This window comes from Marinobacter sp. G5_S1_61_S3 (genome assembly GCF_054968585.1).
Map to the genome: position 1 here is coordinate 85,290 of NZ_JBQKUK010000003.1, position 24,055 is coordinate 109,344.

General features: G+C 57.3%; 19 protein-coding genes and 1 pseudogene. 11 read left to right on the forward strand and 9 right to left on the reverse strand.

The window, feature by feature from the left end:
* The first annotated feature begins 4 nt into the window (after nt 1-4).
* The 5 genes and pseudogenes from ACTRWH_RS03285 to cobA all read left to right on the forward strand — a co-directional run.
* A complete protein-coding gene (locus ACTRWH_RS03285) occupies nt 5-2,584 on the forward strand; it encodes a DNA translocase FtsK (protein ID WP_228209707.1) in 2,580 nt (859 codons plus the stop codon).
* 12 nt (nt 2,585-2,596) lie between these two features.
* The gene (lolA, locus tag ACTRWH_RS03290; RefSeq protein ID WP_085680552.1) at nt 2,597-3,253 is read left to right on the forward strand and encodes an outer membrane lipoprotein periplasmic chaperone LolA; all 657 of its coding nucleotides are present in this window, start codon (nt 2,597-2,599) and stop codon (nt 3,251-3,253) included.
* The gene (locus ACTRWH_RS03295) at nt 3,253-4,596 is read left to right on the forward strand and encodes a replication-associated recombination protein A (protein WP_085680554.1); all 1,344 of its coding nucleotides are present in this window, start codon (nt 3,253-3,255) and stop codon (nt 4,594-4,596) included. Before lolA ends, ACTRWH_RS03295 begins: the two co-directional genes overlap by 1 nt.
* 90 nt (nt 4,597-4,686) lie before the next feature.
* Nucleotides 4,687-5,961, forward strand: coding sequence for a serine--tRNA ligase (gene serS / locus ACTRWH_RS03300; protein WP_085680556.1), 1,275 nt, complete (start codon nt 4,687-4,689; stop codon nt 5,959-5,961).
* Nucleotides 5,962-5,975: 14 nt separating this feature from the next.
* A pseudogene (cobA, locus tag ACTRWH_RS03305) lies at nt 5,976-6,797 on the forward strand (uroporphyrinogen-III C-methyltransferase); the annotation flags it as partial.
* Between the two features lie 2 nt (nt 6,798-6,799).
* Here cobA and ACTRWH_RS03310 read toward each other — a convergent pair.
* Nucleotides 6,800-7,873 (reverse strand): 3-deoxy-7-phosphoheptulonate synthase, encoded by a 1,074-nt coding sequence (locus ACTRWH_RS03310; protein WP_036205509.1) that lies wholly within the window; start codon nt 7,871-7,873, stop codon nt 6,800-6,802.
* Between the two features lie 124 nt (nt 7,874-7,997).
* Here ACTRWH_RS03310 and ACTRWH_RS03315 point away from each other — a divergent pair, with 124 nt between their 5' ends.
* A complete protein-coding gene (locus tag ACTRWH_RS03315) occupies nt 7,998-9,821 on the forward strand; it encodes a DUF1631 family protein (protein WP_036205510.1) in 1,824 nt (607 codons plus the stop codon).
* A 29-nt stretch (nt 9,822-9,850) separates the two neighbouring features.
* Nucleotides 9,851-10,261 carry a PilZ domain-containing protein gene (locus ACTRWH_RS03320; RefSeq protein WP_036205924.1) on the forward strand — a complete coding sequence of 137 codons (411 nt, stop codon included), beginning with the start codon at nt 9,851-9,853 and terminating at the stop codon, nt 10,259-10,261.
* Between the two features lie 46 nt (nt 10,262-10,307).
* Here ACTRWH_RS03320 and ACTRWH_RS03325 read toward each other — a convergent pair whose 3' ends face one another.
* The 7 genes from ACTRWH_RS03325 to gloB form a co-directional block, all read right to left on the reverse strand.
* Nucleotides 10,308-11,093, reverse strand: coding sequence for an enoyl-ACP reductase FabI (locus ACTRWH_RS03325; protein ID WP_036205512.1), 786 nt, complete (start codon nt 11,091-11,093; stop codon nt 10,308-10,310).
* Nucleotides 11,094-11,197: 104 nt separating this feature from the next.
* A complete protein-coding gene (locus ACTRWH_RS03330; RefSeq protein ID WP_085680560.1) occupies nt 11,198-12,787 on the reverse strand; it encodes an ABC transporter ATP-binding protein in 1,590 nt (529 codons plus the stop codon).
* Between the two features lies 1 nt (nt 12,788).
* On the reverse strand, nt 12,789-13,808 hold the full coding sequence (locus tag ACTRWH_RS03335) for a microcin C ABC transporter permease (RefSeq protein WP_462825961.1): 1,020 nt from the start codon (nt 13,806-13,808) through the stop codon (nt 12,789-12,791).
* Nucleotides 13,809-13,813: 5 nt separating this feature from the next.
* On the reverse strand, nt 13,814-14,899 hold the full coding sequence (locus ACTRWH_RS03340) for a microcin C ABC transporter permease YejB (protein ID WP_041333313.1): 1,086 nt from the start codon (nt 14,897-14,899) through the stop codon (nt 13,814-13,816).
* Nucleotides 14,900-14,937: 38 nt separating this feature from the next.
* Nucleotides 14,938-16,761: an ABC transporter substrate-binding protein gene (locus tag ACTRWH_RS03345; RefSeq protein ID WP_462825889.1), complete on the reverse strand. Its 1,824-nt coding sequence runs from the start codon at nt 16,759-16,761 to the stop codon at nt 14,938-14,940.
* A 25-nt stretch (nt 16,762-16,786) separates the two neighbouring features.
* The gene (locus tag ACTRWH_RS03350) at nt 16,787-18,511 is read right to left on the reverse strand and encodes a lytic transglycosylase (protein ID WP_379865115.1); all 1,725 of its coding nucleotides are present in this window, start codon (nt 18,509-18,511) and stop codon (nt 16,787-16,789) included.
* A 187-nt stretch (nt 18,512-18,698) separates the two neighbouring features.
* Nucleotides 18,699-19,493, reverse strand: coding sequence for a hydroxyacylglutathione hydrolase (gloB, locus tag ACTRWH_RS03355; RefSeq protein ID WP_379865113.1), 795 nt, complete (start codon nt 19,491-19,493; stop codon nt 18,699-18,701).
* 93 nt (nt 19,494-19,586) lie between these two features.
* On the opposite strand from gloB, the gene ACTRWH_RS03360 reads away from it, so the two are divergent.
* From ACTRWH_RS03360 to ACTRWH_RS03375, 4 genes are all read left to right on the forward strand, one after another.
* A complete protein-coding gene (locus tag ACTRWH_RS03360) occupies nt 19,587-20,408 on the forward strand; it encodes a class I SAM-dependent methyltransferase (protein ID WP_085680564.1) in 822 nt (273 codons plus the stop codon).
* Entirely contained in the window at nt 20,408-20,854 is a 447-nt protein-coding gene (gene rnhA, locus ACTRWH_RS03365) for a ribonuclease HI (protein WP_091643897.1), read from the forward strand. The genes ACTRWH_RS03360 and rnhA overlap by 1 nt, the downstream gene beginning before the upstream one ends.
* Nucleotides 20,855-20,890: 36 nt before the next feature.
* Nucleotides 20,891-21,601 (forward strand): DNA polymerase III subunit epsilon, encoded by a 711-nt coding sequence (gene dnaQ, locus ACTRWH_RS03370; protein ID WP_036207494.1) that lies wholly within the window; start codon nt 20,891-20,893, stop codon nt 21,599-21,601.
* A gap of 251 nt (nt 21,602-21,852) precedes the next feature.
* Nucleotides 21,853-23,559: a FimL-related protein gene (locus tag ACTRWH_RS03375; protein ID WP_041333321.1), complete on the forward strand. Its 1,707-nt coding sequence runs from the start codon at nt 21,853-21,855 to the stop codon at nt 23,557-23,559.
* Nucleotides 23,560-23,644: 85 nt separating this feature from the next.
* Here the strand turns inward: ACTRWH_RS03375 and ACTRWH_RS03380 are convergent, their stop codons facing one another.
* Nucleotides 23,645-23,959, reverse strand: coding sequence for an SCP2 sterol-binding domain-containing protein (locus ACTRWH_RS03380; RefSeq protein WP_007154761.1), 315 nt, complete (start codon nt 23,957-23,959; stop codon nt 23,645-23,647).
* Nucleotides 23,960-24,055 lie beyond the last annotated feature (96 nt).

The window sequence follows — 24,055 nt, forward strand, 5'->3', positions numbered from 1 at the left end:
ATTCATGGCTGAGAGCGTAAAAGCGAAAAAATCCGGTGAGTTGACCGAAAAACAGGAGCGGTTCCGTCGCTTCCTGGCCCAGGGGGCCAGGGAAGGAGCGGTGATCGCCCTGATCGCACTGTGCATTTATCTGGGAATGGCGCTGGTTACCTTCAGCCCTTCGGATCCTGGTTGGGCCAGCATTGGCCACGACACCAGTGTGCAGAATTACGCAGGCCGAACGGGCGCCTGGTTGGCCAGTCTACTACGTGACTTTTTCGGCCATGTCGCCTTTCTGTTTCCCGTAATGATCGCCGGCTATGCGTTGATGTTGATTCGCCGCCGGAACGATCCTATCGACATGCACATGCCGCTGTTTCTGCTCCGTTTTGGCGGTTTCCTGTTGATCTTGCTGTCGGCGACAAGCCTACTGTCGCTCTATTCTGTGTTCGGTCTTGGGGTAACGTCGGGCGGTGTGCTGGGCTCCGCGGTGTCTGAGGCCATGGTGCGCTTCTTCAACCTGCCGGCCACGACGCTGCTGCTCATTGCGATTTTCCTGTTTGCACTGACGGTCAGTACGGGGATGTCCTGGTTCTGGCTGATGGATCAGGTTGGCAATCTGACGCTCCGTATCGGTAATGCCATCAAAAACCTTTTCTCCTCTTCCGACAAGGAAAAGCCCAAACCGGCAGCAAAAGCCCCGGCTGCACCCGAACCCGCGAAGAAACCAGCGGAGCCGCCCACGGTGCGGGACAGGGTGGCAAGCCAGAAAACCCCGGCGGCAGGCAACTCCTGGTGGCGGCGCCTGTTGGGCCTGGGTCCGCGTGCTGAAAAGGTCAAGGCACCTGCATCACGCCCAGAGCGAAAAGAACCGGGCCTGGAAGGCGTACTGCCAGTTGATGATGCCGAACCCGCTCGGCTGGAAAGCTTCAGCTCCCAGGATGACACGACACCGGTGGCCAAACCGTCGCCAAAGGGGAATTCCAAGCCGCCCGGGAAATCCCTGAAGATATCCCCGTTCAAGCGGGATGATCAGTCCGCCGGCAGCACCAATGGCGCCAAGAGCAAACAGGCGTCGTTGCTGGAAGATATTGAAAGCACCATTCCGCCCATAACCCTGCTGGACCCACCGGAGGAGCACAAGGAAAGGGGTTATTCCGAGGAGTCGCTTCAACACATGTCGCGGTTGCTGGAAGAAAAGCTCGCGGATTTCGGCGTCTCCGTGGAAGTGGTCGAAGTTAACCCCGGGCCGGTTATTACGCGATTTGAGATTAAACCCGCGCCAGGCGTCAAGGTCAGCAAGATTTCCAACCTGGCGAAGGATCTTGCCCGTTCCCTGGCGGTCCTCAGTGTTCGCGTGGTTGAGGTGATTCCGGGCAAGTCCGTGGTGGGTATCGAGATACCGAACGAAGAGCGGGAAATGGTCCGGCTCAGTGAGGTGTTGAACGCCCGGGTGTTCCAGGACTCATCGTCTGCCTTGACCCTGGCGTTGGGTAACGACATCGGCGGTAACCCGATGGTGGCCAATCTGGCGAAGATGCCGCACCTGCTGGTGGCCGGCACAACCGGTTCCGGCAAGTCGGTGGGCGTCAACGCCATGATACTGAGCATGCTGTTGAAAGCCACTCCCGAAGAAGTTCGTTTCATCATGGTCGACCCCAAGATGCTTGAATTGAGCATCTATGATGGTATTCCGCATCTGTTGGCGCCGGTGGTCACCGATATGAAAGACGCGGCCAACGCGCTGCGTTGGTGTGTAGCGGAAATGGAGCGCCGGTATCGGCTGTTGGCGAGCCTGGGTGTACGCAACCTGGCCGGCTACAACCGCAAGGTTAAGGATGCAGCCGCCGCGGGTGAGCCACTGCTGGACCCAACGTGGAAGCCGGATGAGTACCTGGCGGATGACGAGCAGGAACGCCCGGAACTGGAAACCCTTCCGTTCATCGTGGTGGTCATTGACGAATTTGCCGACATGATGATGATCGTTGGCAAGAAGGTCGAGGAGCTCATTGCGCGGATCGCCCAGAAAGCCCGTGCTGCCGGCATTCATCTGATTCTGGCTACGCAACGGCCGTCTGTGGACGTTATCACGGGCCTGATCAAGGCCAACATTCCGACGCGGATGTCCTTCCAGGTATCGTCCAAGATCGATTCCCGCACGGTACTGGACCAGGGTGGGGCGGAACAGTTGTTGGGGCATGGTGACATGCTCTACCTGCCCCCGGGCTCCGGACTGCCGGTGCGGGTGCATGGCGCCTTCGTAGACGATGACGAAGTCCACCGGGTTGTCAGTGCCTGGAAGGCTCGTGGCGAGCCCGTTTATGTGGACGATGTACTGAACGGGGCCGAAGGTGAGAACCTGCCTGGCGTGCCTAACCTGAGCGAAGGCGGCGGTGACAGTGAGGGGGATGCTCTGTTCGACGAGGCAGTAGCCTTTGTTACTGAGGGCAGGCGGGTGTCAATTTCATCCGTACAACGTAAATTCAAGATCGGCTATAACCGGGCCGCGAACCTGGTCGACGCCATGGAAGCATCCGGTGTGGTCAGCGCAGCCGGGCATAATGGCGCCCGTGAAGTTCTGGCACCACCGCCACCGAGAGATTAGGAGTAGCGATTCATGAGAGTTTCAGCAAAAGCCCTTTGGTTGGTCACCGCGTTTTCGGTCCTGATATCGGTGATCACGCCGGCCATGGCGGAAGATACCAGTGCAAAGGCCGCAGCGGATCTGTCTGCGCTGCTCAAGAATTACGAATCCTTCCAGTCTGATTTTATTCAGATCGTGGTTAACGAAAACGGCAATCGCGTTCAGGAGAGCCGTGGTTCCCTGAAGGCCAAGCGTCCTGGGTTGTTTTATTGGGAAACCCGAAAACCCCATTCACAGTTCGTCGTCAGCAACGGTGAAACCGTGGAAGTCTACGATCCTGATCTGGAACAGGTCACCATCCACAACCTGGACGAGCGTGTACAGACAACACCAGCGCTTCTTTTGAGTGGTGAGGTTGATAACCTCAATGAGACCTATCGCGTGTCCTCCCGCTCTCCTGGGGAGAATATCCGTGAGTTCACCCTGGAACCGCGAAGCGAGGATTCCCTGTTCGTATCCCTGAGGCTGACCTTCCATAACGGTGAGCTGCAGGAAATGCGCATGCAGGATTCACTGGCGCAGCTCAGCGTTCTCAGTTTCGAGGACATTCGCCTGAACGCCCCGGTGGAGGACAATGCGTTTACCCTGAATTACCCTGACAGCGTGGATGTGATCCGGGACGGGGCCTGATGCAGGATAGCCTGTTCGCGGAACAGCAGGGTTTCCGCCCGCTGGCTGCGCGAATGCGCCCGGCGAGCCTTGATGAATACGTCGGCCAGTCACATCTGGTGGGCGAGGGCAAGCCGCTCCGCAGGGCGGTTGAGCAGGGACAGCTCCACTCCATGATCCTGTGGGGCCCTCCGGGTGTCGGTAAGACCACCTTCGCCCGCCTGCTGGCCAACCTCAGTGATCTCAGCTTTGAGACCGTTTCGGCCGTTCTCAGCGGTGTAAAGGATATCCGTCTCATTGTTGAGCGGGCGAAAGACCGCAAGCGCAGCGAAGGGCGCGACACCCTGCTGTTTGTCGATGAAGTTCACCGTTTCAATAAAAGCCAGCAGGATGCGTTTCTTCCTCACATTGAAGACGGTACTTTCATCTTTGTCGGTGCCACCACCGAGAACCCTTCCTTTGAACTGAACAGTGCGTTGCTCTCCCGTACCCGCGTCTACGTGCTGAAGAACCTTGAAGAAACCGACATTCTGGAACTGCTTGGGCGGTCACTGTCTTCACCAGAGGGGCTGGCAGGGCGATTCACCGTGGAAAAGAGCGTCCTGGAGCTGATGGCAACCGCATCGGGCGGCGATGGCAGGCGTGCGCTGAATATTCTGGAAGTGGCAACGGATCTTGCAGAGCCTGATGAAGACGGCGCCGCCAGAATTACCTCCGATCATCTGGAACAGGTGCTGCAAACCAGCCTGAGGCGGTTCGATAAAGGCGGCGATGTCTTCTACGACCAGATATCGGCACTTCACAAGTCTGTGCGGGGCTCCGACCCCGATGGCTCCCTATACTGGCTATGTCGCATGCTGGATGGCGGTTGTGATCCGTTGTATGTGGCCCGGCGTCTGGCGCGAATTGCCAGCGAGGACATAGGCAATGCCGACCCGAGGGCGCTGCAGATTGCCATGGACGCCTGGGAGGCCCAGGAGCGACTGGGTTCCCCCGAGGGCGAACTGGCGCTCGCTCAGGCAGTTACCTATCTTGCCCTTTCGCCCAAGAGTAACGCGGTCTATTCCGCCTTTAACCAGTGTATGGCCGATATCCGCAATGACCCGGACTATGAGGTGCCCGTTCACCTGCGCAACGCCCCCACCAAACTGTTGAAGTCCATGGGGCACGGTGACGAATACCGTTATGCCCATGACGAGCCGGAAGCATTCGCCGCCGGAGAATCCTATCTCCCCGAGGCCATTCACCGGCGCCGTTACTATGAGCCAGTCCATCGGGGCCTGGAAATCAAACTCGCCGAAAAGCGTGACCGGCTCGACGACTGGAACCGCAACAGCGACCGCAAGCGTTACCCGCAACGCTGAAATCCGCCAGCCGCTTTCGCCCGCTGTGGTCATAGCCGGCCGCGCAGGTATAATGCCCAGTCAATCGTGAACAACAGAAACAGGATAATCATGCTCGATCCCAAACGTGTCCGCACCCAGACTGAAGAGATCGCCCGTCGCCTTGCTATCAAGGGGTACACCTTTGACAAAGCCACATTCGATCAGCTCGAGGAGCGCCGTCGCGCGATCCAGGTGAAAACGGAAACTCTGCAGGGCGAGCAGAACCGCCGGTCCAAATCCATTGGCAAGGCCAAGGCGGCCGGTGAAGACATCCAGCCATTACTGGACGAAGTGGAAGACCTGAAGAAACAGAAGTCAGAAGCGGAAGACGAGTTACGGGTGTTACAGGAGGAATTGAACGACTTCCTCGCCAGCATACCGAACCTGCCCGACGACACCGTGCCGGCCGGAGAAAGCGAAGACGATAACGTTGAGGTGCGTCGCTGGGGTACCCCCAGACACTTTGATTTTGAACCAAAGGACCACGTTGCCCTGGGCGAAGCCCTTGGTGGCCTGGACTTCGAGACCGCCACTCGTCTGGCTCATTCCCGTTTTGCTGTGATGCGCGGCCCGGTTGCCCGCCTGCATCGGGCGCTTGCCCAGTTCATGATCAACCTCCACACCGACGAGCATGCGTATACGGAAGCCTACGTGCCGTACCTGGTCAACGCAGACACGCTCTTTGGGACGGGTCAGCTTCCCAAGTTTGAGGAAGACCTTTTCCGCATGGACGGGGAGAAGCCTCTTTATCTGATTCCCACGGCGGAGGTTCCGGCCACCAACCTGGTTAGCAACACCATTCTTGATGCAGCAGAACTGCCCCTGAAGCTGGTCTGCCACACTCCCTGTTTCCGTAGTGAAGCCGGCTCTTACGGCCGTGATACCCGCGGGATGATCCGCCAGCACCAGTTTGACAAGGTGGAGCTGGTGCAGGTCGTTCGCCCGGAGGACTCCGAAGCGGCGCTCGAGGCGCTGACCGGGCACGCCGAAAAGGTACTGCAGCTCCTCGAACTACCGTACCGGTTGGTTGACCTCTGTGGCGGCGACATGGGGTTTGCGGCCGCCCGTACCTATGACATCGAAGTCTGGTTACCGGGCCAGGACAAATATCGCGAAATATCTTCCTGTTCCAACGCCAGGGATTTTCAGGCACGGCGCATGCATGCACGCTGGCGTAACCCGGAAACCAATAAGCCGGAGCCCGTTCATACCTTGAACGGATCCGGGCTTGCCGTTGGCCGCGCACTGATTGCGGTGATGGAGAATTATCAACAGGAAGACGGCAGCATCCTGGTTCCCGAGGTCCTGAAACCGTATATGGGAGGCGTAGACAGAATACAATGAGTGACAGACTCGACGATGCACCATGGAAGGGCGTTGGTGCAAAGCCTGCACCAGTTCGGTACCACAAGAATCCGGTAACGGAAAATCCGAATAGCTCCGAAGGGGAGGTTGCACTCGTGGGTGCCGGCCCCGGTGATCCGGAGTTACTGACATTGAAGGCGTGGCGCCTGATCCAGTCAGCGGAAGTGGTGTTGTACGACCGCCTGGTGTCGCCGGAAATCCTGTCGCTTATTCCTGAATCCGCCGAGCGTATTCATGTGGGCAAGCAGCGTGCTAACCACACCTTGCCCCAGGATCAGATCAACAGCCGCCTGGTGGAACTCGCCCGCAAGGGACGCAAAGTGGTGCGGCTCAAGGGTGGTGATCCCTTTATTTTTGGCCGTGGCGGCGAGGAGATTGAAACCCTCGCGGCGGCCGGTGTGCGCTTCCAGGTGGTGCCCGGTATTACCGCTGCTTCCGGTTGCGCCGCCTACGCCGGCATTCCGCTTACGCACCGGGACCACGCCCAGTCAGTTCGATTTGTCACCGGCCACCTGAAGAATGACACCTGCGACCTGCCTTGGAAGGATTTCGTCCAGAACAACCAGACCCTGGTGTTCTACATGGGCCTGGTCGGGCTACCGATTATCTGCCAGCAACTGGTTGCCCACGGTATGTCTCCGGAGATGCCGGTGGCGCTCGTTTCAAGAGGGACAACGCCCCACCAGCAGGTTGTGACCGGGGACCTGACAAACATCGTGGAAAGGGTGGAGAGGAATGCGGTGCCTGCCCCCACATTGGTCATCATCGGCAACGTGGTGACCTTGAGAAGCAGGCTCGACTGGATCGGGGGCTGAAATCAGCCCCGACGCTTCGGCAGAACGTCCTTCAGTTTCTCCCGCATGTCACGCAGGGCTTTTTCAGTGGTCTCCCAGTCAATACAGGCGTCCGTCACGGACACACCGTATTTAAGATCGGCCAGGTTTTCAGGAATCGACTGATTGCCCCAATTCAGGTTGCTTTCCACCATCAAACCCTGGATGGACTGGTTGCCCTCAACGATCTGATGGGTGATGTCCTGCAATACCAGAGGCTGTATGGCCGGGTCCTTGCTGGAATTGGCGTGGCTGCAGTCAACCATGATCGACTGACGGAGTTTGGATTTCTCCAGTGCCTGCTCACACAGGGCAACGTTGACTGAGTCATAGTTGGGTTTGCCACCGCCGCCACGCAGAACCACGTGACCGTAGTTGTTGCCCCGGGTACGGATGACCGCGACCTTGCCTTGCTGGTCAATGCCCAGGAAGCTGTGAGGGTGGGAGACCGACTTCATGGCATTAACCGCAACGTCCAGGCTGCCATCGGTACCGTTCTTGAAGCCAATGGCCATGGACAGGCCACTGCTCATTTCCCGGTGAGTCTGAGATTCTGTGGTGCGCGCGCCAATAGCGGACCAGGAGATTGTATCCTGCAGGTATTGCGGGGAGATAGGATCCAGTGCTTCTGTCGCCGTGGGCAGTCCCAACTCGGAGATATCCAGGAGCAGACGGCGGCCGATGTGGAGGCCCTGTTCAATGTCGAAGGTGTCGTTGAGGTGGGGGTCGTTAATCAACCCTTTCCAGCCAACGGTGGTGCGAGGCTTCTCGAAATACACCCGCATGACGATCAGCAGGGTATCGCTGACTTCTTCTGCCAGCTTCTTCAGCCTGGCGGCGTATTCCCGAGCAGCTTCGACATCATGAATGGAGCAGGGGCCCACCACCACAAACAGGCGATGGTCCTTGCCGTCCATGATGTCATAGATGGCCTGGCGGCCTTTTTCCACGGTTTCCGCGGCCTTGCCGGAAAGCGGCATCTCCTGCTTGAGCGCTTCAGGGGTAATCAAAGGTTCCTGACTCGCCACATTCAGATTCTCTAGTTTGGTGCCCGACATTCTGTTGTTATCCCCGTCGCATAAAACATGACTGGCCGGCGCTTAGTTGCGGTAAACCCCGGCGAGTTGGTTATACTGCGTTATTTGATGAACCTTTTCAACGCTTCTGACGCGCGGGGAACGGATGCAGCAGAGCACGCAGAAAAAGCGCAAAGTACTGTCCCGGAAACAGGTGGTAAAGAGGATTGGGGACGTGCTTTCAGGCATTCGTGTACCCGATCTTCCCTATCCCGCGGGAAAGGTTGCTGCAGACGCAGCCAGCGACTGGCGCCCATTGTTGCTGTCCTGCTGGACGGAGCAGCGGGATGAGCCCGTGACCCGCGTTATCCGCTCGGTATCCTTGACCTGGTCGGTTAGGCAGATCAATTCCGCCTATGTGGCGGACCGAATCATGGATGTGTTTCTCAAGACCAGCGGCCTCCATCCCGAACTGGCCCTGCGAATTGCCCGCCTTCGGTTCTTTCTCGCCTGGCGAATGAACCTTGAGGGAGCCGGAGCGCTGAACGATACCATCGTGCACTGGCTTGACAGCCTGCAGGACTGCAGGGGATGGAGTGGTTCCGGCGGGCGCTCAGGGAGGGCCCTCCTGGATCAGTTGGATTCACTGACCATAGCGGTGTCCGGCTGTTTCGATTCCGGGGACGTCGGGCCGGTTATCGAATTCTGCCGTCAGTGGGAAGAGGATGCGGGAAAGCGCGAACAGCAGAATGAGCGTTTACGTCAGCGGTTGCTGGAAACCGAGCAGGGCGCCGCCCGTCAAAGAAAGTCGGAACAGACGGCTAGGGCATTGGTGGGCCGGGCCCTCCAGAATCGTCAGCTGCCGCAAGCCGTGGTTCGGTTTATCTTTGATCACTGGTTTGCCCTGATCAAGCAGATTGTCTGGCAGGAAGGCACCGAGGGCGACAACTGGCGGCATGCCAGCAAACTGTTGGAATGGCTTGTCTGGATTGGTGATCCGGCGCTTTCCGACAAGGACAGGAACCGCCTCTATACGGTGGGGGAGCAAATTGGTGACCGGATCAGCGACGTCTGGAACCGCGTCAACGGTAAGCCCCTGGATGACTCGGCCCTGCAAGGAATCCAGTCGGTTATGGTGGATCGTCTGAGGGGCGAAACGCCCGAGCTGGTTTCCGCGTTGCCGGAAGGCGACCGATTCTCCTGGGATCCTTCCTGGTTGTCGTTTTCCGCACCGCCTGAGGCCGAGGTTGAGCCGTTGTTGGGAAAATGGTTTGTGGAAGGTGAGGGCGCCGCGGAGCGACGTCGGTATTTCTTTGCTCTGCTACCGGATACCTGTGAAGTGCTCTGGACCAATGGTGCCGGGGTCAAACTGGGACTAATGCCCTGGCCAAGGTTCTCCACGGCTCTCGATAGCGGCACCCTGAGATTATTACCACCATTGACTCCCTTCGGTCAGGTGTTGGCGGAAACCATTACCTCGCTATCTGTGGTGCTTGAACGCCAGACGTTGCAACGGGAAGAAGCCGCCAGGGAGGCGAGAGCCCGGGCAGAAACCTTGCGTCGGGAAAAGGCGGAAGCGGAACAATTGCGCCAACAGGAGGAAGCCGCCAGGCAGGCTGAACTCGCAAGGCAGAAGAAAGCGGCAGAAGATCGACGTATCGCTGATGAAGAAGCCGAGCAGCAACGCCTGTTGCAGGAGCGGGAGACCGCTGCGAGGGAGTTGGTGGAAGGCATCAAACTGGGCGGTTGGATCGTCGAGGAAAGTAGCGGTGAGGGCAAGGATGCCGTTCGCCTGAAGCTGGCCGTACGGATCAATGCCTCCCGGAAGTTGGTTTTTGTGGACCGACTGGGGCTGAATCGCCGCGAATTCCTGGTGGATGAACTCGTGGATCACGTGGTGATGGGCCGGGTACGCGTACTTGGTAGCTCTGCAGAGTTTGATGACGCTCTGTCGCGGGTGGTTGGCCGTATCAGGGTCGGTCGAAACTGACCGGATAAAACACTATCGGATAGATGATCATGAGCGATATCGATTACAGTTTTGGCGACTACGAGGATGCTCCGGAATCTGGGGATAACCGTTCCGAGTACCGGCTGGCTGCGAGCGCAAGTGTGACCCTGGAGCTGGAATCACCGATTCCGGATGTCGAGGGGGATCAGTCCGGGCGGTCTCTGGTATCACGCACCAGCGATGTCTCTGCCCGTGGTATCCGGTTGACGACCGCAGAACCGGTAACCCAGGGTGCACTCTTACCTGCCTGGGTCAGTCTGGAGGATGACAATAAGCCGTTTGGTCTGATGGTGGAGGTTGTCTGGTGTCGTGCAAGCACTGAAACCAGTTGGCTGGTGGGACTTCAGATACTGGAGTCGGATGACACGTCCTATCTGGAGTGGGTGGAAGCCGTCGCAAAGGCGATGTCTGAGGGTTAAGTCGTCCCGGCAAGGCCCGAAAGCCCTGCCGGGAAAACCGGGAGCTTCAGTCTTCCAGCTCGCCCATGCCGGTAATGTTGAAGCCGGCATCAACGTACATGATTTCACCAGTAATGCCGCTGGCCATGTCAGAACACATGAAGGCAGCAGCGTTACCCACTTCGTCGGTAGTCACGTTGCGGCGTAACGGTGCCCGCCTGGCATTCTCGGCCAGCATACGGCGGAAGCTCTTGATGCCAGAGGCCGCCAGGGTCTTGATTGGCCCTGCCGAGATGGCGTTGACCCGGATGCCATCACGCCCCAGACTGCCGGCCATATAGCGAACGTTCGCCTCAAGGGAAGCCTTGGCCAGTCCCATGACGTTGTAGTTCTGCAGTACTTTCTCGGCACCCAGGTAGCTGAGGGTCAGCAGAGAGCTGTTTTCATGCATCATCTTGCGACCGGCCTGGGCCAGGGCAACAAAGCTGTAGGAGCTGATGTCGTGGGCGATGCGGAAGCCTTCCCGCGTGGTGACGTCCACATAGTTGCCATCCAGCTCGTTGGCCGGGGCGTAACCGACAGAGTGGACAATAATGTCGATGTCGTCCCAGTGCTTGCCCAGTTCGGTGAACACAGCTTCTATTTCGTCATCGCTGGCAACATCGCACGGGAAAATCAGCGAACTGCCCCAGCCTTCGGCGAATTTCTCTACTCGGGATTTGAGCTTTTCATTCTGGTAAGTGAATGCCAGCTCGGCGCCTTGTTTGGCAAAGGCTTCGGCGATGCCATAAGCGATCGAGTGTTTGCTTGCAACGCCGACAATCAGTGCTTTTTTGCCACTGAGTAATCCCATAACGATTCTCCCTGTGTTTCAGTTTAAGGCATTATCCATGAACCGCAGCGGTGCGGGTAACGCTCAATTGGTCGTAGTAATCGGGCGTGGCCTGTCATTGCGCTTTATTGGCTGTAGAACAGGGCCGCCCCAAGCAGTTCACGGGTGTAATCGTGCTTTGGTGTATTGAATATCCCGGCGGCATCGCCGTATTCCACGACCCGACCACTCTTCAGTACCAGCAATTTGTGGCTCAGTGCCCGGACCACGGCCAGATCGTGGCTGATAAACACATAGCTTAGACCATATTTGTCCTGGAGATCCCGCAGCAGGTTAATCACCTGTTTTTGCACCGTCCTGTCCAGGGCAGAGGTGGGCTCGTCCAGAATGATGAGTTCTGGCTGCAGCACCAGCGCCCGGGCGATGGCAATGCGTTGGCGCTGACCGCCGGAGAACTCATGAGGGTAGCGGTGACGGGCCTGTGGGTCGAGCCCGACGTCGGTGAGCGCCTGTATGACCCTTCGGTCCTGTTCTTCGGGTGTTGCCGGTACGTGTATTTCCAGGCCTTCACGCACGATCTCGGCGACTGACATCCGCGGGCTGAGGCTACCGAATGGGTCCTGGAACACAATCTGAATACGGCTGCGCCATGGCCGGAACTGCTTCTGGTCGAGCGGACCGAGTTCTTCGCCGCTGAGCCGAATACTGCCGCGACTGGAAGTGAGCTTCAGCAGTGCGTGGCCGATCGTGGTCTTGCCACTTCCGCTTTCACCAACGATACCCAGGGTTTCGCCTTCGTTGAGCGAGAAACTGACGTCGTCGACCGCCTGAAACCACGACTGAGGCCGACCAAACAGGCTTTTGCGAGTAACGAAGCGCACATCAAGGTTGTTCACGTCCAGCAGCGACTTGTTGTCGACCATGGTGCCCGACGGCGAGGCCGGTGGTTCTGCGTCAAGCAGGCGTCGGGTATAGGCATGCTGTGGGGCTTCAAACAGCTTCGCTGTCGGAGCTTCCTCAATCAGTTGTCCCTGCTCCATCACCACGACATGGTCTGCGTAGCGCCGTACGATGGACAAGTCGTGGGTGATCAGCAAGATGGCCATGCCCAGCTTTTGTTGCAGGTCTTTCAACAATTCCAGTACCTGCTTCTGGACAGTGACGTCGAGTGCTGTTGTCGGCTCGTCCGCGATCAGCAGGTCCGGCTCGTTGGCGAGGGCCATGGCAATCATTACGCGCTGCTTCTGGCCGCCGGAGAGCTGATGAGGGTAGCTCGTCAGGCGCTCTTCAGGCGAGGGGATGCCGACCAGATCCAATAGTTCCACGCAACGGGCACGAGCCTGTGGGCCGCGCATCCCCTTGTGCAGTGCCAGGGTTTCGCTGATCTGCTTTTCCACCGTGTGCAATGGATTGAGCGAGGTCATTGGCTCCTGGAAAATCATGCTGACGTGACGTCCGCGGATCTGTCGAAGGCGTTTTTGGCTGGCCTTCAGCATGTCCTCTCCCTGGAACAGGATCGCACCTGAGGGATAACTGGCGTGGCGTTCGTCGAGCAGTCGGAGGATGGACAGGGCGGATACGGATTTCCCGGAGCCGCTTTCTCCCACCAGGGCGACGGTTTCACCATTGTCGATACTCAGCGACAATCGATCCACGGCCTGAATGGTGTCGTCAAAACGTATGGACAGATCCCGGATTTCCAGCAGTTGCGACATATCAGTTTTTTCTCGGATCGAAGGCATCACGGACGGCTTCACCGACAAACACCAGCAGCGTCAACATGATGGACAGGGACACAAACGCCGATATACCCAGCCACGGGGCATGGAGGTTGGATTTACCCTGGGCGATCAGCTCACCCAGTGAGGGTGACCCGGACGGTAGGCCAAATCCCAGGAAGTCCAGTGACGTCAGGCCGGTTATGGCACCGGTCAGGATGAACGGTAGAAAGGTGAGGGTGGCCACCATCGCGTTGGGCAGGATATGGCGGAACATGATCTTGCGGTTGCCCAGACCCAGGGCTCTCGCGGCCTTAACGTATTCGAAATTGCGGGCGCGCAGGAATTCCGCGCGAACCACATCCACCAGACCCATCCAACTGAACAACAGCATGATGCCCAGCAGCCACCAGAAATTAGGTTGCACGATGCTGGACAGAATAATCAGCAGGTAGAGCACCGGAAGCCCTGACCAGACTTCGATAAACCGCTGCCCCAGCAGATCAACCTTACCACCGTAGTAGCCCTGGATAGCACCCACAACCACGCCCACGATGCAGCTGAGAATGGTCAGCACAAGCCCGAACAGGACGGAAATGCGGAACCCGTAAATCACCCGCGCAGCCACATCCCGGCCCTGGTCATCGGTGCCGATCCAGTTTTCAGCGCTGGGTGGGGCCGGAGATGGTACCTCAAGGTTATAGTTCGTGGTGTTGTAGCTAAAACGAATGGGGGGCCAGATCATCCAGCCATTTGCCTCGATTTCATCGGCGATAAACGAATCGCGGTAGTCGGCTTCGGTGGGCAGAAACCCGCCGAACGTCTCCTCGGGTACACTTTCCACGATCGGAAAGTAAACATCCCCTTTGTAGTAGGCGACCAGTGGCACGTCATTCGCAATCACCTCGGCGATGAGTGAGAGCCCAAAGAGGGCCAGAAATACCCACAGGGACCAGTAACCACGACGGTTGTTGCGGAAGTTGCGCAGTCGCCGTTGCTGGATGGGAGAGAGCGTCACCATACCTACGATCCCTCCCGGCTTTCGAAATCGATGCGGGGATCCACCAGAACGTAAGTGATATCGCTGATCAACTTCAGTACCAATCCCATCAGCGTGAAGATATAGAGGGTGCCGAATATCACCGGATAATCCCGGTTCAACGCTGCCTCAAAGCCCAGTAATCCGAGGCCATCCAGGGAGAAGATCACTTCAATCAGCAATGAGCCTGTGAAGAATAGCGACACAAGCACGCCGGGAAGGCTGGCAATGACGATCAGCATGGCGTTGCGGAACACATGCCCGTAAAGCACCTGTTTCTCTTCCAGACCCTTGGCCCTGGCGGTCACCACATACTGCTTGCTGATCTCATCGAGGAAAGAGTTCTTGGTCAGCAGGGTGAGGGTGGCAAAGCCACCGATGACATTGGCCGTTACAGGCAATGCGAGGTGCCAGAAGTAATCTCCGATTTTCTGGTACCAGGTAAGTTCATCGAAATTGGACGACGTCAGCCCCCGCAGCGGAAACCAGTCCAGATAACTGCCCCCTGCGAACAGGACGATCAACAGTATCGCAAACAGGAAGCCTGGTATGGCGTAACCCACCACGATGGCAGAACTGCTCCAGACGTCGAATCGCGATCCGTCGGTGACCGCCTTGCGGATGCCGAGGGGGATCGAGATCAGGTAGATGATCAGGGTGGACCACAACCCCAGGGAGATGGACACCGGCATCTTGTCCAGAATCAGTTCGATCACCGAGCGGTCCCGAAAAAAGGATTCGCCAAAATCAAAGGTGGCGTAATCCCCGAGCATCTTCAGGAATCGCTCGTGGGCCGGCTTGTCGAAGCCGTACATAACCTCTATTTCTTTGAGCAGCTCTTCCGGCAGGCCACGGGAGCCGCGGCTGTCGCCACTTGAGGAGGTAACCTCGCCGCCGGCACCACCGCCGCTGGCCCGGGAAAGGGCGCTACCACCGTGCCCCTCGGTTTCCGCAATCAACTGCTCAACGGGACCGCCAGGGGCGGCCTGAACAATGACGAAATTGAGCAGCATGATCCCGAGGAGGGTGGGGATTATCAGCGCAAGGCGCCTGAGGATATAACTGCCCATTCAGCGGAACTCCGTCAAAGTTGTATCAGAGATCTGCGTCATTGGTCAGTGCTTTTTACCCACCAGTTGTTGATGTCCACACCGTTTTTGGGAACCGTCTCCGGCCGTTGAAGGAACGACCAGTAGGCGATCCGATCCTTGGCCAGGTACCAGTTTGGAATCACGTAGTGCCCATGCAGCAGCACACGGTCCAGCGCCCGCGTACGATGAACAAGCTCCCCTCGGGTAGGCGCCTGGATGACCAGGTTGACCAATTCATCCACCACCGGGCTATCCACCCCCATATAGTTGCGCGAGCCCTTCACATCGACATTGGAGGAATGCCAGTACTCCCGCTGCTCATTGCCAGGAGAGTCGGACTGGCCGATGCCCTGGACGGTCATGTCGTAGTCGAACTCACGAAGACGCTGGATGTACTGGTTGGTATCCACCAGGCGTACGGACACATCAATGCCGAGTCTTTCGAGGTTGTTCTTGAAGGGCAGCACCACCCGTTCAAAGGTTTTCTGAAAGATCAGGATCTCGAAGGCCAGGGGATTACCGGTTTCCCGGTTCACCATGGTGCCATCCCTGACCTCATAGCCGGCCTCCCGTAACAACGTCAGGGCTGTACGGAAGTTATCGCGAAGCCCGCCTTTACCCGCCGTCGAAGGGGGTTGATACTCTTCATTGAATACATCGTCGGGCAATTGATCGCGGTAAGGCTCAAGGACCTCCAGTTCGCGGCCTTCGGGCAGTCCTGATGACGCCAGCTCGCTGTTCTCGAAGTAGCTTGAGGTACGGGTGTATTGCCCGAAGAAAAGATTTTTGTTGGCCCATTCAAAGTCAAACGCGTAAGCCAGCGCTTCCCGTACACGAGGGTCGCTGAATACCTGGCGGCGGGTGTTCATCGCGAACGCCTGCATGCCGGCAGGGCGGCCATGTTCTACGGCTTCAGTTTTAACCTTGCCGGAGTCAAACTGGTTACCGGTGTAGGCGGTGGCCCAGTTCTTAGCCGAGGACTCTACCCGAAAATCGAAATTACCGGCACGGAAGGACTCCAGGGCGACGGTGTCATCTTTGTAGTAGTCATAGTGAATTTCATCGAAGTTATACCGCCCCTTTCGCACTCCGATGTTCCTGGCCCAGTAATCCTCCACCCGTTTGAAGGTGATGGAGCGGCCCGCCTCGAAGTCGCTAATGCGATACGGGCCACTGCCAACGGGCGGTGTCAGACCGTTGTCGCCAAATTCACGATCTTTCCAGTAATGGCTTGGAAGAACGGGCAGTTGGCCAAGAATCAGTGGCAGTTCACGGTTGTTGGTGTCACCAAACTCGAAGCGGATAGTCCGCTCATCTTCGATGATTACCTCGGACACGTCTGCATAATAGTTGCGATAGAAAGGATGGCCTTTGGTGGTCAGAACATCGAACGAAAACTTCACGTCCTTCGCGGTAATGGGTTCACCATCCTGGAACCGGGCTTCATCACGCAGATGAAAGGTCACGTAACTGCGGTCTTCAGGCGTCTCGATAGACTCAGCAATCAGGCCATACGCGGAAAAGGGTTCGTCCGCCGAGGGTTCCATCAGGGTGTCATAAAGGTAGGCGTTGATTCCCGCCGCGGCTACGCCGCGAATAACGAAAGGGTTAAAGGTGTCGAACCCATTGGCGACCACGGCCATTCGAAGCACGCCGCCTTTGGGTGCCTCGGGGTTAACGTAGTCAAAGTGCGGGAAGCCTTCGGAGTATTGGGGCTCGCCGTGCATGGCGATGCCGTGACGTGCGTCCGGCTCGGCTGAAGCTGATTGCCATGGGAGGAGAACCATGGCGGTAACGGTCAAAACACTGATGAGGGATGAGGCTTTCCGTGTTCTTGTCATAGATCTCGCACGTTTCGGTTCAGACTCAGGGGCTGTTTCTTATGTCGACATAGAGTACCAGACTTTGCCCGGGCTGAAGATAACGTGAGGTGTTGAGGTCGTTCCAGCTTGCGATGTCTCTCACATTAACCGCAAACCGGCTGGCGATGGTCGACAGGGAATCCCCTTTGCGGACTTGATAGCCCACCTTGCGTACCATGCCTTTGCCACGATTGGTGCTGGCCAGCATGGCGGGTTGTTTCGACTTGGACCAGATGACGAGTTTCTTGCCGGGCATCAGTGGATCACCAGGTGCCATGCCATTCCAGGACGCCAGCTGGCGGACGGACACCCGATGCTCGCGGGCAATATCCCAGAAGGTGTCCCCGGAGCGAACCTTGTAGTCAACCCGAGTGCCATTGGTGTTCTTGCCGCTCCGTTCCTGCTTTCTGGCGAGTCGTTCACTGGCACTCAGGGAATAGGTGCCCGCCTGTTCGGCAGCTGAGGGAATCACCAGCCGTTGGCCAATGCGGATGATGTGACTGTCGAGGTTGTTGACCTGCTGTATCACCGAGGGTGTGGTGGAATAACGTTTGGCAATGGTGCTCAGGGTGTCGCCGGATTCCACCTTGTAATTCCGCCAGGAAACGCGCTTCGCCGGATCCATGCCCTTGAGGGCCGTCGCGAAGGTTTCAGCATGGTCGCGGGGAACTAGCAGACGGTGGGGGCCATCCGGTGATGTCGCCCAGCGATTGTACGAGGGGTTGAGCAGGTAAATCTCGTCGATATCGACACCGGCGAGTTCCGCTGCCTGGGCCAGATCAAGCTGCGAACCGGTGTCCACGATTTCAAAGTAGGGCTCGTCGTCCAGCGGGGGCAGTTCAATACCGTAAGCCTGCGGGTCATCGAAGATCTTCGCCAGGGCGATCAGTTTGGGGACGTAATGGCGGGTCTCGCGGGGTAGGTCCAGAGACCAGTAATCCGTTGGTTGATTGCGCTTGCGATTGCGGCGCATGGCGCTGGAAACCGTGCCCCCACCACTGTTATAAGCTGCAAGTGCCAGCATGTAGTCGCCGTCAAATCGCGTTGCCAGTCGGTCAAGGTACGTCAGCGCCGCGTCGGTGGCAGCAATGATGTCGCGGCGATCGTCATGCCACCAGCTTTGGGTCAGGCCAAAATACTTACCCGTGGAAGGAATGAATTGCCACAGGCCGGCAGCACGACCGTGGGAGTACGCAAACGGATCGAAGGCGCTCTCCACCACGGGCAGCAGGGCCAGTTCCGTGGGCAGCCCGCGTTTCTCGGCTTCGGAAACAATATAGTGCAGGTAGCGGCTGCCACGATCGACGACTCGGTCAATGTAGCGCGGGTGCTTTTTGTACCAGTTCAGTTGCGCCTGGACCCTGGGTTCGCTGGCATCGTGATCCAGCGCGAAGCCTGCCCGCAGGCGGTGCCACAGGTCCGGTGTGGCGTCATTCTCTTCCGCGATCTTCTGGTCAGGATCGTCCAGCTTTTCCCTGGCGTCTTCCGCGGTTTTCTTGAGCGTTGGGTCGATGGCGTCGTCGAGCTTCGTCCGGGACGCGCGGCCGGTTGATTCGTCACCAGGCGAGGACTCAATCGCTTCTTTAAGCTCATCGTCACCGGCGGCCACGGTCAGTTTTTCTGAGGCCAGTACGTCACTTGATGGAGACTCTGAGAAAGGATCAAGAGCGCTGCAGCCACTGGCAAGTGCGCCAAGGAGAAACAGGGTGGAAAATCGCGAGACCGTCATATGACTACTTCCGGTGGCTGGTCGACGCCGGGGTGAACTGTATGAAAACCCGGCATATTTAATGAGTTATGACACAAAAGTTTCACGGATTCTATTGGAAGGCTTTTCGGGGGGTCAACAAGACTCGCGTTACGTCATTGATAGAAATTGTTACCCGCCTCTGAGCGTATCCTTTAGAACGTGTCCTTTAGAATGTGTCTTTGCCGTGCCTTGTGGCTGCGAACACGTCGTTGTCCGATTCGACGGCCAGGCCCGCTTTCTGAGCGTATTGGTGCGCAGCTTCGATGACCGCCTTGTCGTCCCAGCGCAGGAAAGGGTTAAGTTGCTTTTCCTCACCAAGGATGGATGGAACGGTGGGCATGCCATCGTCGCGACGTTTCTGGCAGCGGGCTTCGAAATCCCTGAGCGGCTCGTCATCAGGTAGCCAATGACGGGCGAACTTAAGGTTGGCTAGTGTGTATTCGTGGGCGCAATACACGGCTGTGTCGTCTGGCAGGCCCCTAAGGCTTTCCAGCGAGCGTTTCATTTGCTCCGGAGACCCTTCAAACAGGCGTCCACAACCGCACACAAACAGGGTATCGCCACAAAACAGGACCGGACGGTTGTTGACATGAACGTCGGTATAATAGGCAATGTGGTCGAGAGTGTGCCCGGGAACACCAAGGACACTGAATGTGAGCTGTTGCCAGACCACGTCATCCCCGGGGTGCACCTCACTGGTGGCGCCCTTGAAGGGAGAATTCGCCGGGCCGATGATTCTGCAGTCGGATACTGTTCCGGCGAGTTTGCTCACGCCGCCAACATGGTCAGGGTGGTGGTGGGTCACCAGGATGGTGTCCAGTTCCAGTCCGTTGTCTGCCAGGAACTCGATGACCGGCTCCGCCTGCCCGGGGTCCACGATCAATGCCTTACGGTCCTCACTGTTGGACAGGCACCAGATGTAGTTGTCATTGAAGGCTGGAATAGCGTTAATGGTCAGCATAGGCTCCACATGTGCGATACGAGTGTGACTGTTATCATAGAGTATTAATCCCGGTGCCCCAACACCGGAGAAACGAACCAGGGGAACGCAGCAATGAGCCCAACAGGTGACGTTGACTATCCCGCCCGACATGACAGCTTCGAGAGCTGGTTCCAGACGCCTCTGGGCCGTTCACTGCTGGCTGACCAGCGCGCCTGCGTTGAGCGCCATGTTCGCGCCCTCTCCGGTGCGAGACAGTTGCAGGTTGCCGTCAGTCATCGCCTGCCACTGGCCAGTGGGACGGATTTTGCCCAACGTGTTCTGACGACGCCGAACTGGCAGTCTTCCATTCCCGACGGTGTGGCGGTCTGCGATGCCGATGAGTTGCCCTTTCCCGGTGACTCCATGGACCTGGTGATTCTCCACCACACGGCGGATTTTTCGCCGCATCCCCATCAGGCTTTGCGAGAGGCCTCCAGGGTGCTTAGGGGGGAGGGCATGATGGTGCTGATCGGGTTTAACCCGTTTAGCCTTTGGGGCGTGAGGAAACTGGTTTCCAGGCACCATGAAGGCCCCTGGGGTGGTCGTTTTCTGATGAAGGGACGCATGGAGGACTGGCTCCGGCTACTGGACTTTTCTGTGGAGTCCTCGGGCTCCTCGTTTTTCCAGGTTCCGCTTCAGCGGGCGGCACTCGCAGAGCGCAGGGGCCTGATGGAAAGGGTGTGCGGCAACCGTTTCCTGCCGGTGGGGGCTTATTACTGTATCCTTGCCAAAAAACGCGTTTACTCCAGGTTACAACGGAGACCAGCCTGGCAGGGGCAGAAAGTCATTGCCTTGCCAGGACGGGGCGCAGTGGGAGCTTCCCGTGACTACCCGGCGCGCCCCGAAAACGGTCGGTGCGCCATACTGAAACACAAGCATGTCGAGGAGTATTGATGGCCGGTAAGGTTGTTCTCTATACCGATGGGGCCTGCAAGGGCAACCCTGGGCCAGGAGGCTGGGGCGTTGTTTTGAGGTACGGCGATGCCAACAAGATGTTGCACGGTGGTGAAGCGAATACCACCAATAATCGCATGGAGTTGATGGCTGCGATACAGGGTTTGAAAGCGCTCAGGCGCGCCTGCGACGTGGAACTTTATACCGATTCCCAATATGTCCGTAAGGGCATCACCGAATGGATGACGGGCTGGAAGCGAAACGGTTGGAAAACATCCGCAAAGAAGCCGGTCAAGAATGAAGATCTCTGGCGGGAGCTGGACAATGAGGTGGCCCGCCACAAGGTCAATTGGCATTGGGTGAAAGGGCACTCGGGCAATCCTGACAACGAGCTGGCAGACGAGCTGGCCAATCGCGGTGTGGAAGAACTGGCGAACGCCGGATAACAACGGCGTAACCAATGGGGTAACCATAGGAAAACCATGAGACAGATTGTACTGGATACGGAAACCACCGGTATCGACCCGACGGAAGGTCACCGGATTATCGAAATTGGCTGCGTTGAGTTGATGGAGCGTCAGATTACCGGTCGGCACTATCACGTCTACATTAACCCGGAGCGGGAAGTGGAGGCGGAAGCCATAACGGTTCATGGCATCACCAACGAGTTCCTGGCGGACAAGCCAAAATTCGCCGAAATAGCCGACGAGTTCTTTGAATTCATAAAAGGGGCCGAGCTGGTTATTCACAACGCGGCGTTCGATATTGGATTCATGGATTCCGAATTTGCCCGTCTGAAGCCTGTTCGCAGGACGACTGAACATTGCGGCGTGGTGGACTCCCTTGCCATTGCCCGCAAGAAGCATCCCGGCCAGAAAAACAATCTGGACGCCTTATGCAAGCGTTACGGGATCGACAACAGTAATCGCGAGCTGCACGGCGCTTTGCTGGATGCGGAAATCCTTGCTGACGTCTATCTTTTGCTGACTGGCGGGCAGACAGCGCTCTCCCTGGACGCTGGCGGTGACGAAGCTGGCGGTGAGGGCGGTATCCGTCGCCTGGCGGATAATCGCAATCCATTGCCGGTACCCAGGGCCAGTGACGATGAGCGCTCCGCCCACGACGAATTCATGGCATTGCTGGCAAAGCAGGCCGGTACAACTGTATGGGATAAGCTTACAGCTGAAGAATAAGCCGAGCTAAGCAGAATATTCTTTTGGCAGTGCGAACTGTGTGTCGCGCTGTACGTTTTGTTACATTCCTGCTTTCTTGAGCTACTTGAGTTTTGTGTTATAAGTAATGATAAGTTCGCGAGTTTTCGCGAACTTTTTATTTTAGCCGGGAAGGGTAAATCTGGCTCATAAAATGATTCTTCAAACAACCGAAAAGATCACATTCCAAGAACAGGACGCGGTAGTTTCCGCATAATTTACAGGAAGCGTTTATGGTTCAATCGTCTCTGGCGACGAAATCACAGTCATTTGATCTGGTCAAAAGTGAGATTGAGCAGACCATCAGACAGGCAGAGTCCAGCCTTGAACGCTTTCAGGAAAACCGTGAAAGCGGTGAGGATCTGCAGAACTGTGTGGATTTTCTGAATCAGCTCCGCGGTATTTTCATTCTTGTCGAACTGCGTGCCGGCACTCTGTTGTGCCAGGAAGCCGTCAGTATGGCCAATGATGTTCCCGTTGGCGCCAACGATGACAAGAATATCCTCCTGACGACTCTCAACAGCGCATTGTTCATTTTGCGCCGTTATGTTGAATACTATCATCAGCAACGTGCGGACCATCCGGAGCTGCTGCTGCCGGTTATCAATGATCTGCGCGAAGCCCGCAAGGAAAAACCCTACCCGGAATCCTGTTTCTTCGATGTTGACGTCAAGGAACGGCCGGACTTCTGCTCGGGGCTTTCTCTTCAGGCGTTTGACGGTAACGAAGCGGAATACGAGATACTGGCCCGCCGTATGCGTTTGACGTTCCAGGTCGCGCTGTTGGGTGTGCTTCGTGAAAAGAACGATGTGGTGAGTAAAAAGTTGTTTGGCCGGGCGGCGCGTGGATTTGCTCGGCTTTGCCAGGGGCAGCCCATGGGGCAGATGTGGTGTCTGGTTGCCATTGTGGCGGATACCATGCTTGATCGGGTCATGGGGTTCAGCAAAGCCCGCAAGCGCATGTTCATGCGTATCGAGAAATATTCCCGTGAAGTCGTATACGTCGGCAAGGTGGCCACGGCCAAGGATGCGCCGGATTCTCTCATTCGTGATCTGGTGTACCTGCTCTATAGAAGTGGATCGGCAAATCCCGAGGTAACCTCCGTGTTGTCAGCTTATCGACTGACGCCCGCGGAATTCCCGGACTCCATGCTTGATGCCCACGCCCGTCGTCTTTATGGCCCGGGCACCGATGTTCTCAAATCGTTGTCGACGGCGTTGCAGGACGAACTGAATCAGCTAAAGGACAAGCTGGACATTGTTGAGCGCGGCATCGAGCCGGACCTGGCGGAGTTGTCCTCCATTGCAGATGCGCTTGAGCGCCTTGCCAATACACTGGTGATGCTGGATCTCAACCAGCTGGGAACCATGGCCCGGGGTGAGGCCGTGAAGTTGCGGACCTGGGAGGAAGAGAGTCGCCTGCCAGCGGACGATGAGCTCTACAAGCTGGCCGATTCCGTATTGGGTATCGAGGACGCCGTGATGCAAATCGTGGTTCGTGGCATCACCTCGGAAACCGACGCTCTTGCTGGTGGGCAGCGTACCCGTGAAGAATCTCTTTACCTTCAGGAAGCCACCTACGTGGTGGCCGACGAAGCGAAAAGTGCGCTGACCCTCGCAAAACGTGCCATAACGGCGTTCATCGAGTCCGACTACGACAAGCTCCACCTCGCCAACCTGCCTGCTACGTTGCACAGTATCTGGGGTGGTCTGCACATGCTGGACGATCCCGGCGCGGCTTCGGTGTTGGAGCGTGTGGCGGCGTCCATTCAGGAACGATTACTGGATGCCAGGGAAGCGCCTCAGGCTCAGGTGTTGGAAGCACTGGCGGACGCACTAACGTCCCTTGAGTACTATATAGAGAGTGTAGGCAGGCGCGAAGATCGAAATGCTGACCTGTTGAAGCTGGCGGAATCCTCATTGGAGGACGTGGGGCTTTAGCCCTGTTGCGTTATTCAATGGCCAAAAAAAACCTGCCGTTTGGGCAGGTTTTTTTTTGGCGTTCAAAGAGCGATCAGCCTATCGATCAGCCCATGTTGAACAGCTCGCCCAGCTTGGTTGCCAGCATCATGTCGCCTTCAGCGCGCAGCTGACCGGCCATAAAGGCTTGCATGCCATCGGTTTCGCCGGAAACGATGCCCTGCAGGGTTTCGGAGTTCATGATCAGGGTGACGGAAGGATCGTCATGGGCGCCTTCAGCCATCTTGCAGGTGCCATCCTTGATAACCAGGTGATAGGTCTTGTCGTCCTCGATGTCGAACTGGAATACCAGATCCAGGCCTTCAGCTGCGTCCGCGTTAAAATTTTGTTCGAGTTTCTCGAATATCTGAGCTACAGACATTATTTTACCCTTATTGATGGTTGTCGTGGCGTATTGACGGCTTCTGGTTCCTGGCCTTTCGCCTGCATGGAAGCCCGGGTGAGCCGACGTAGCCAT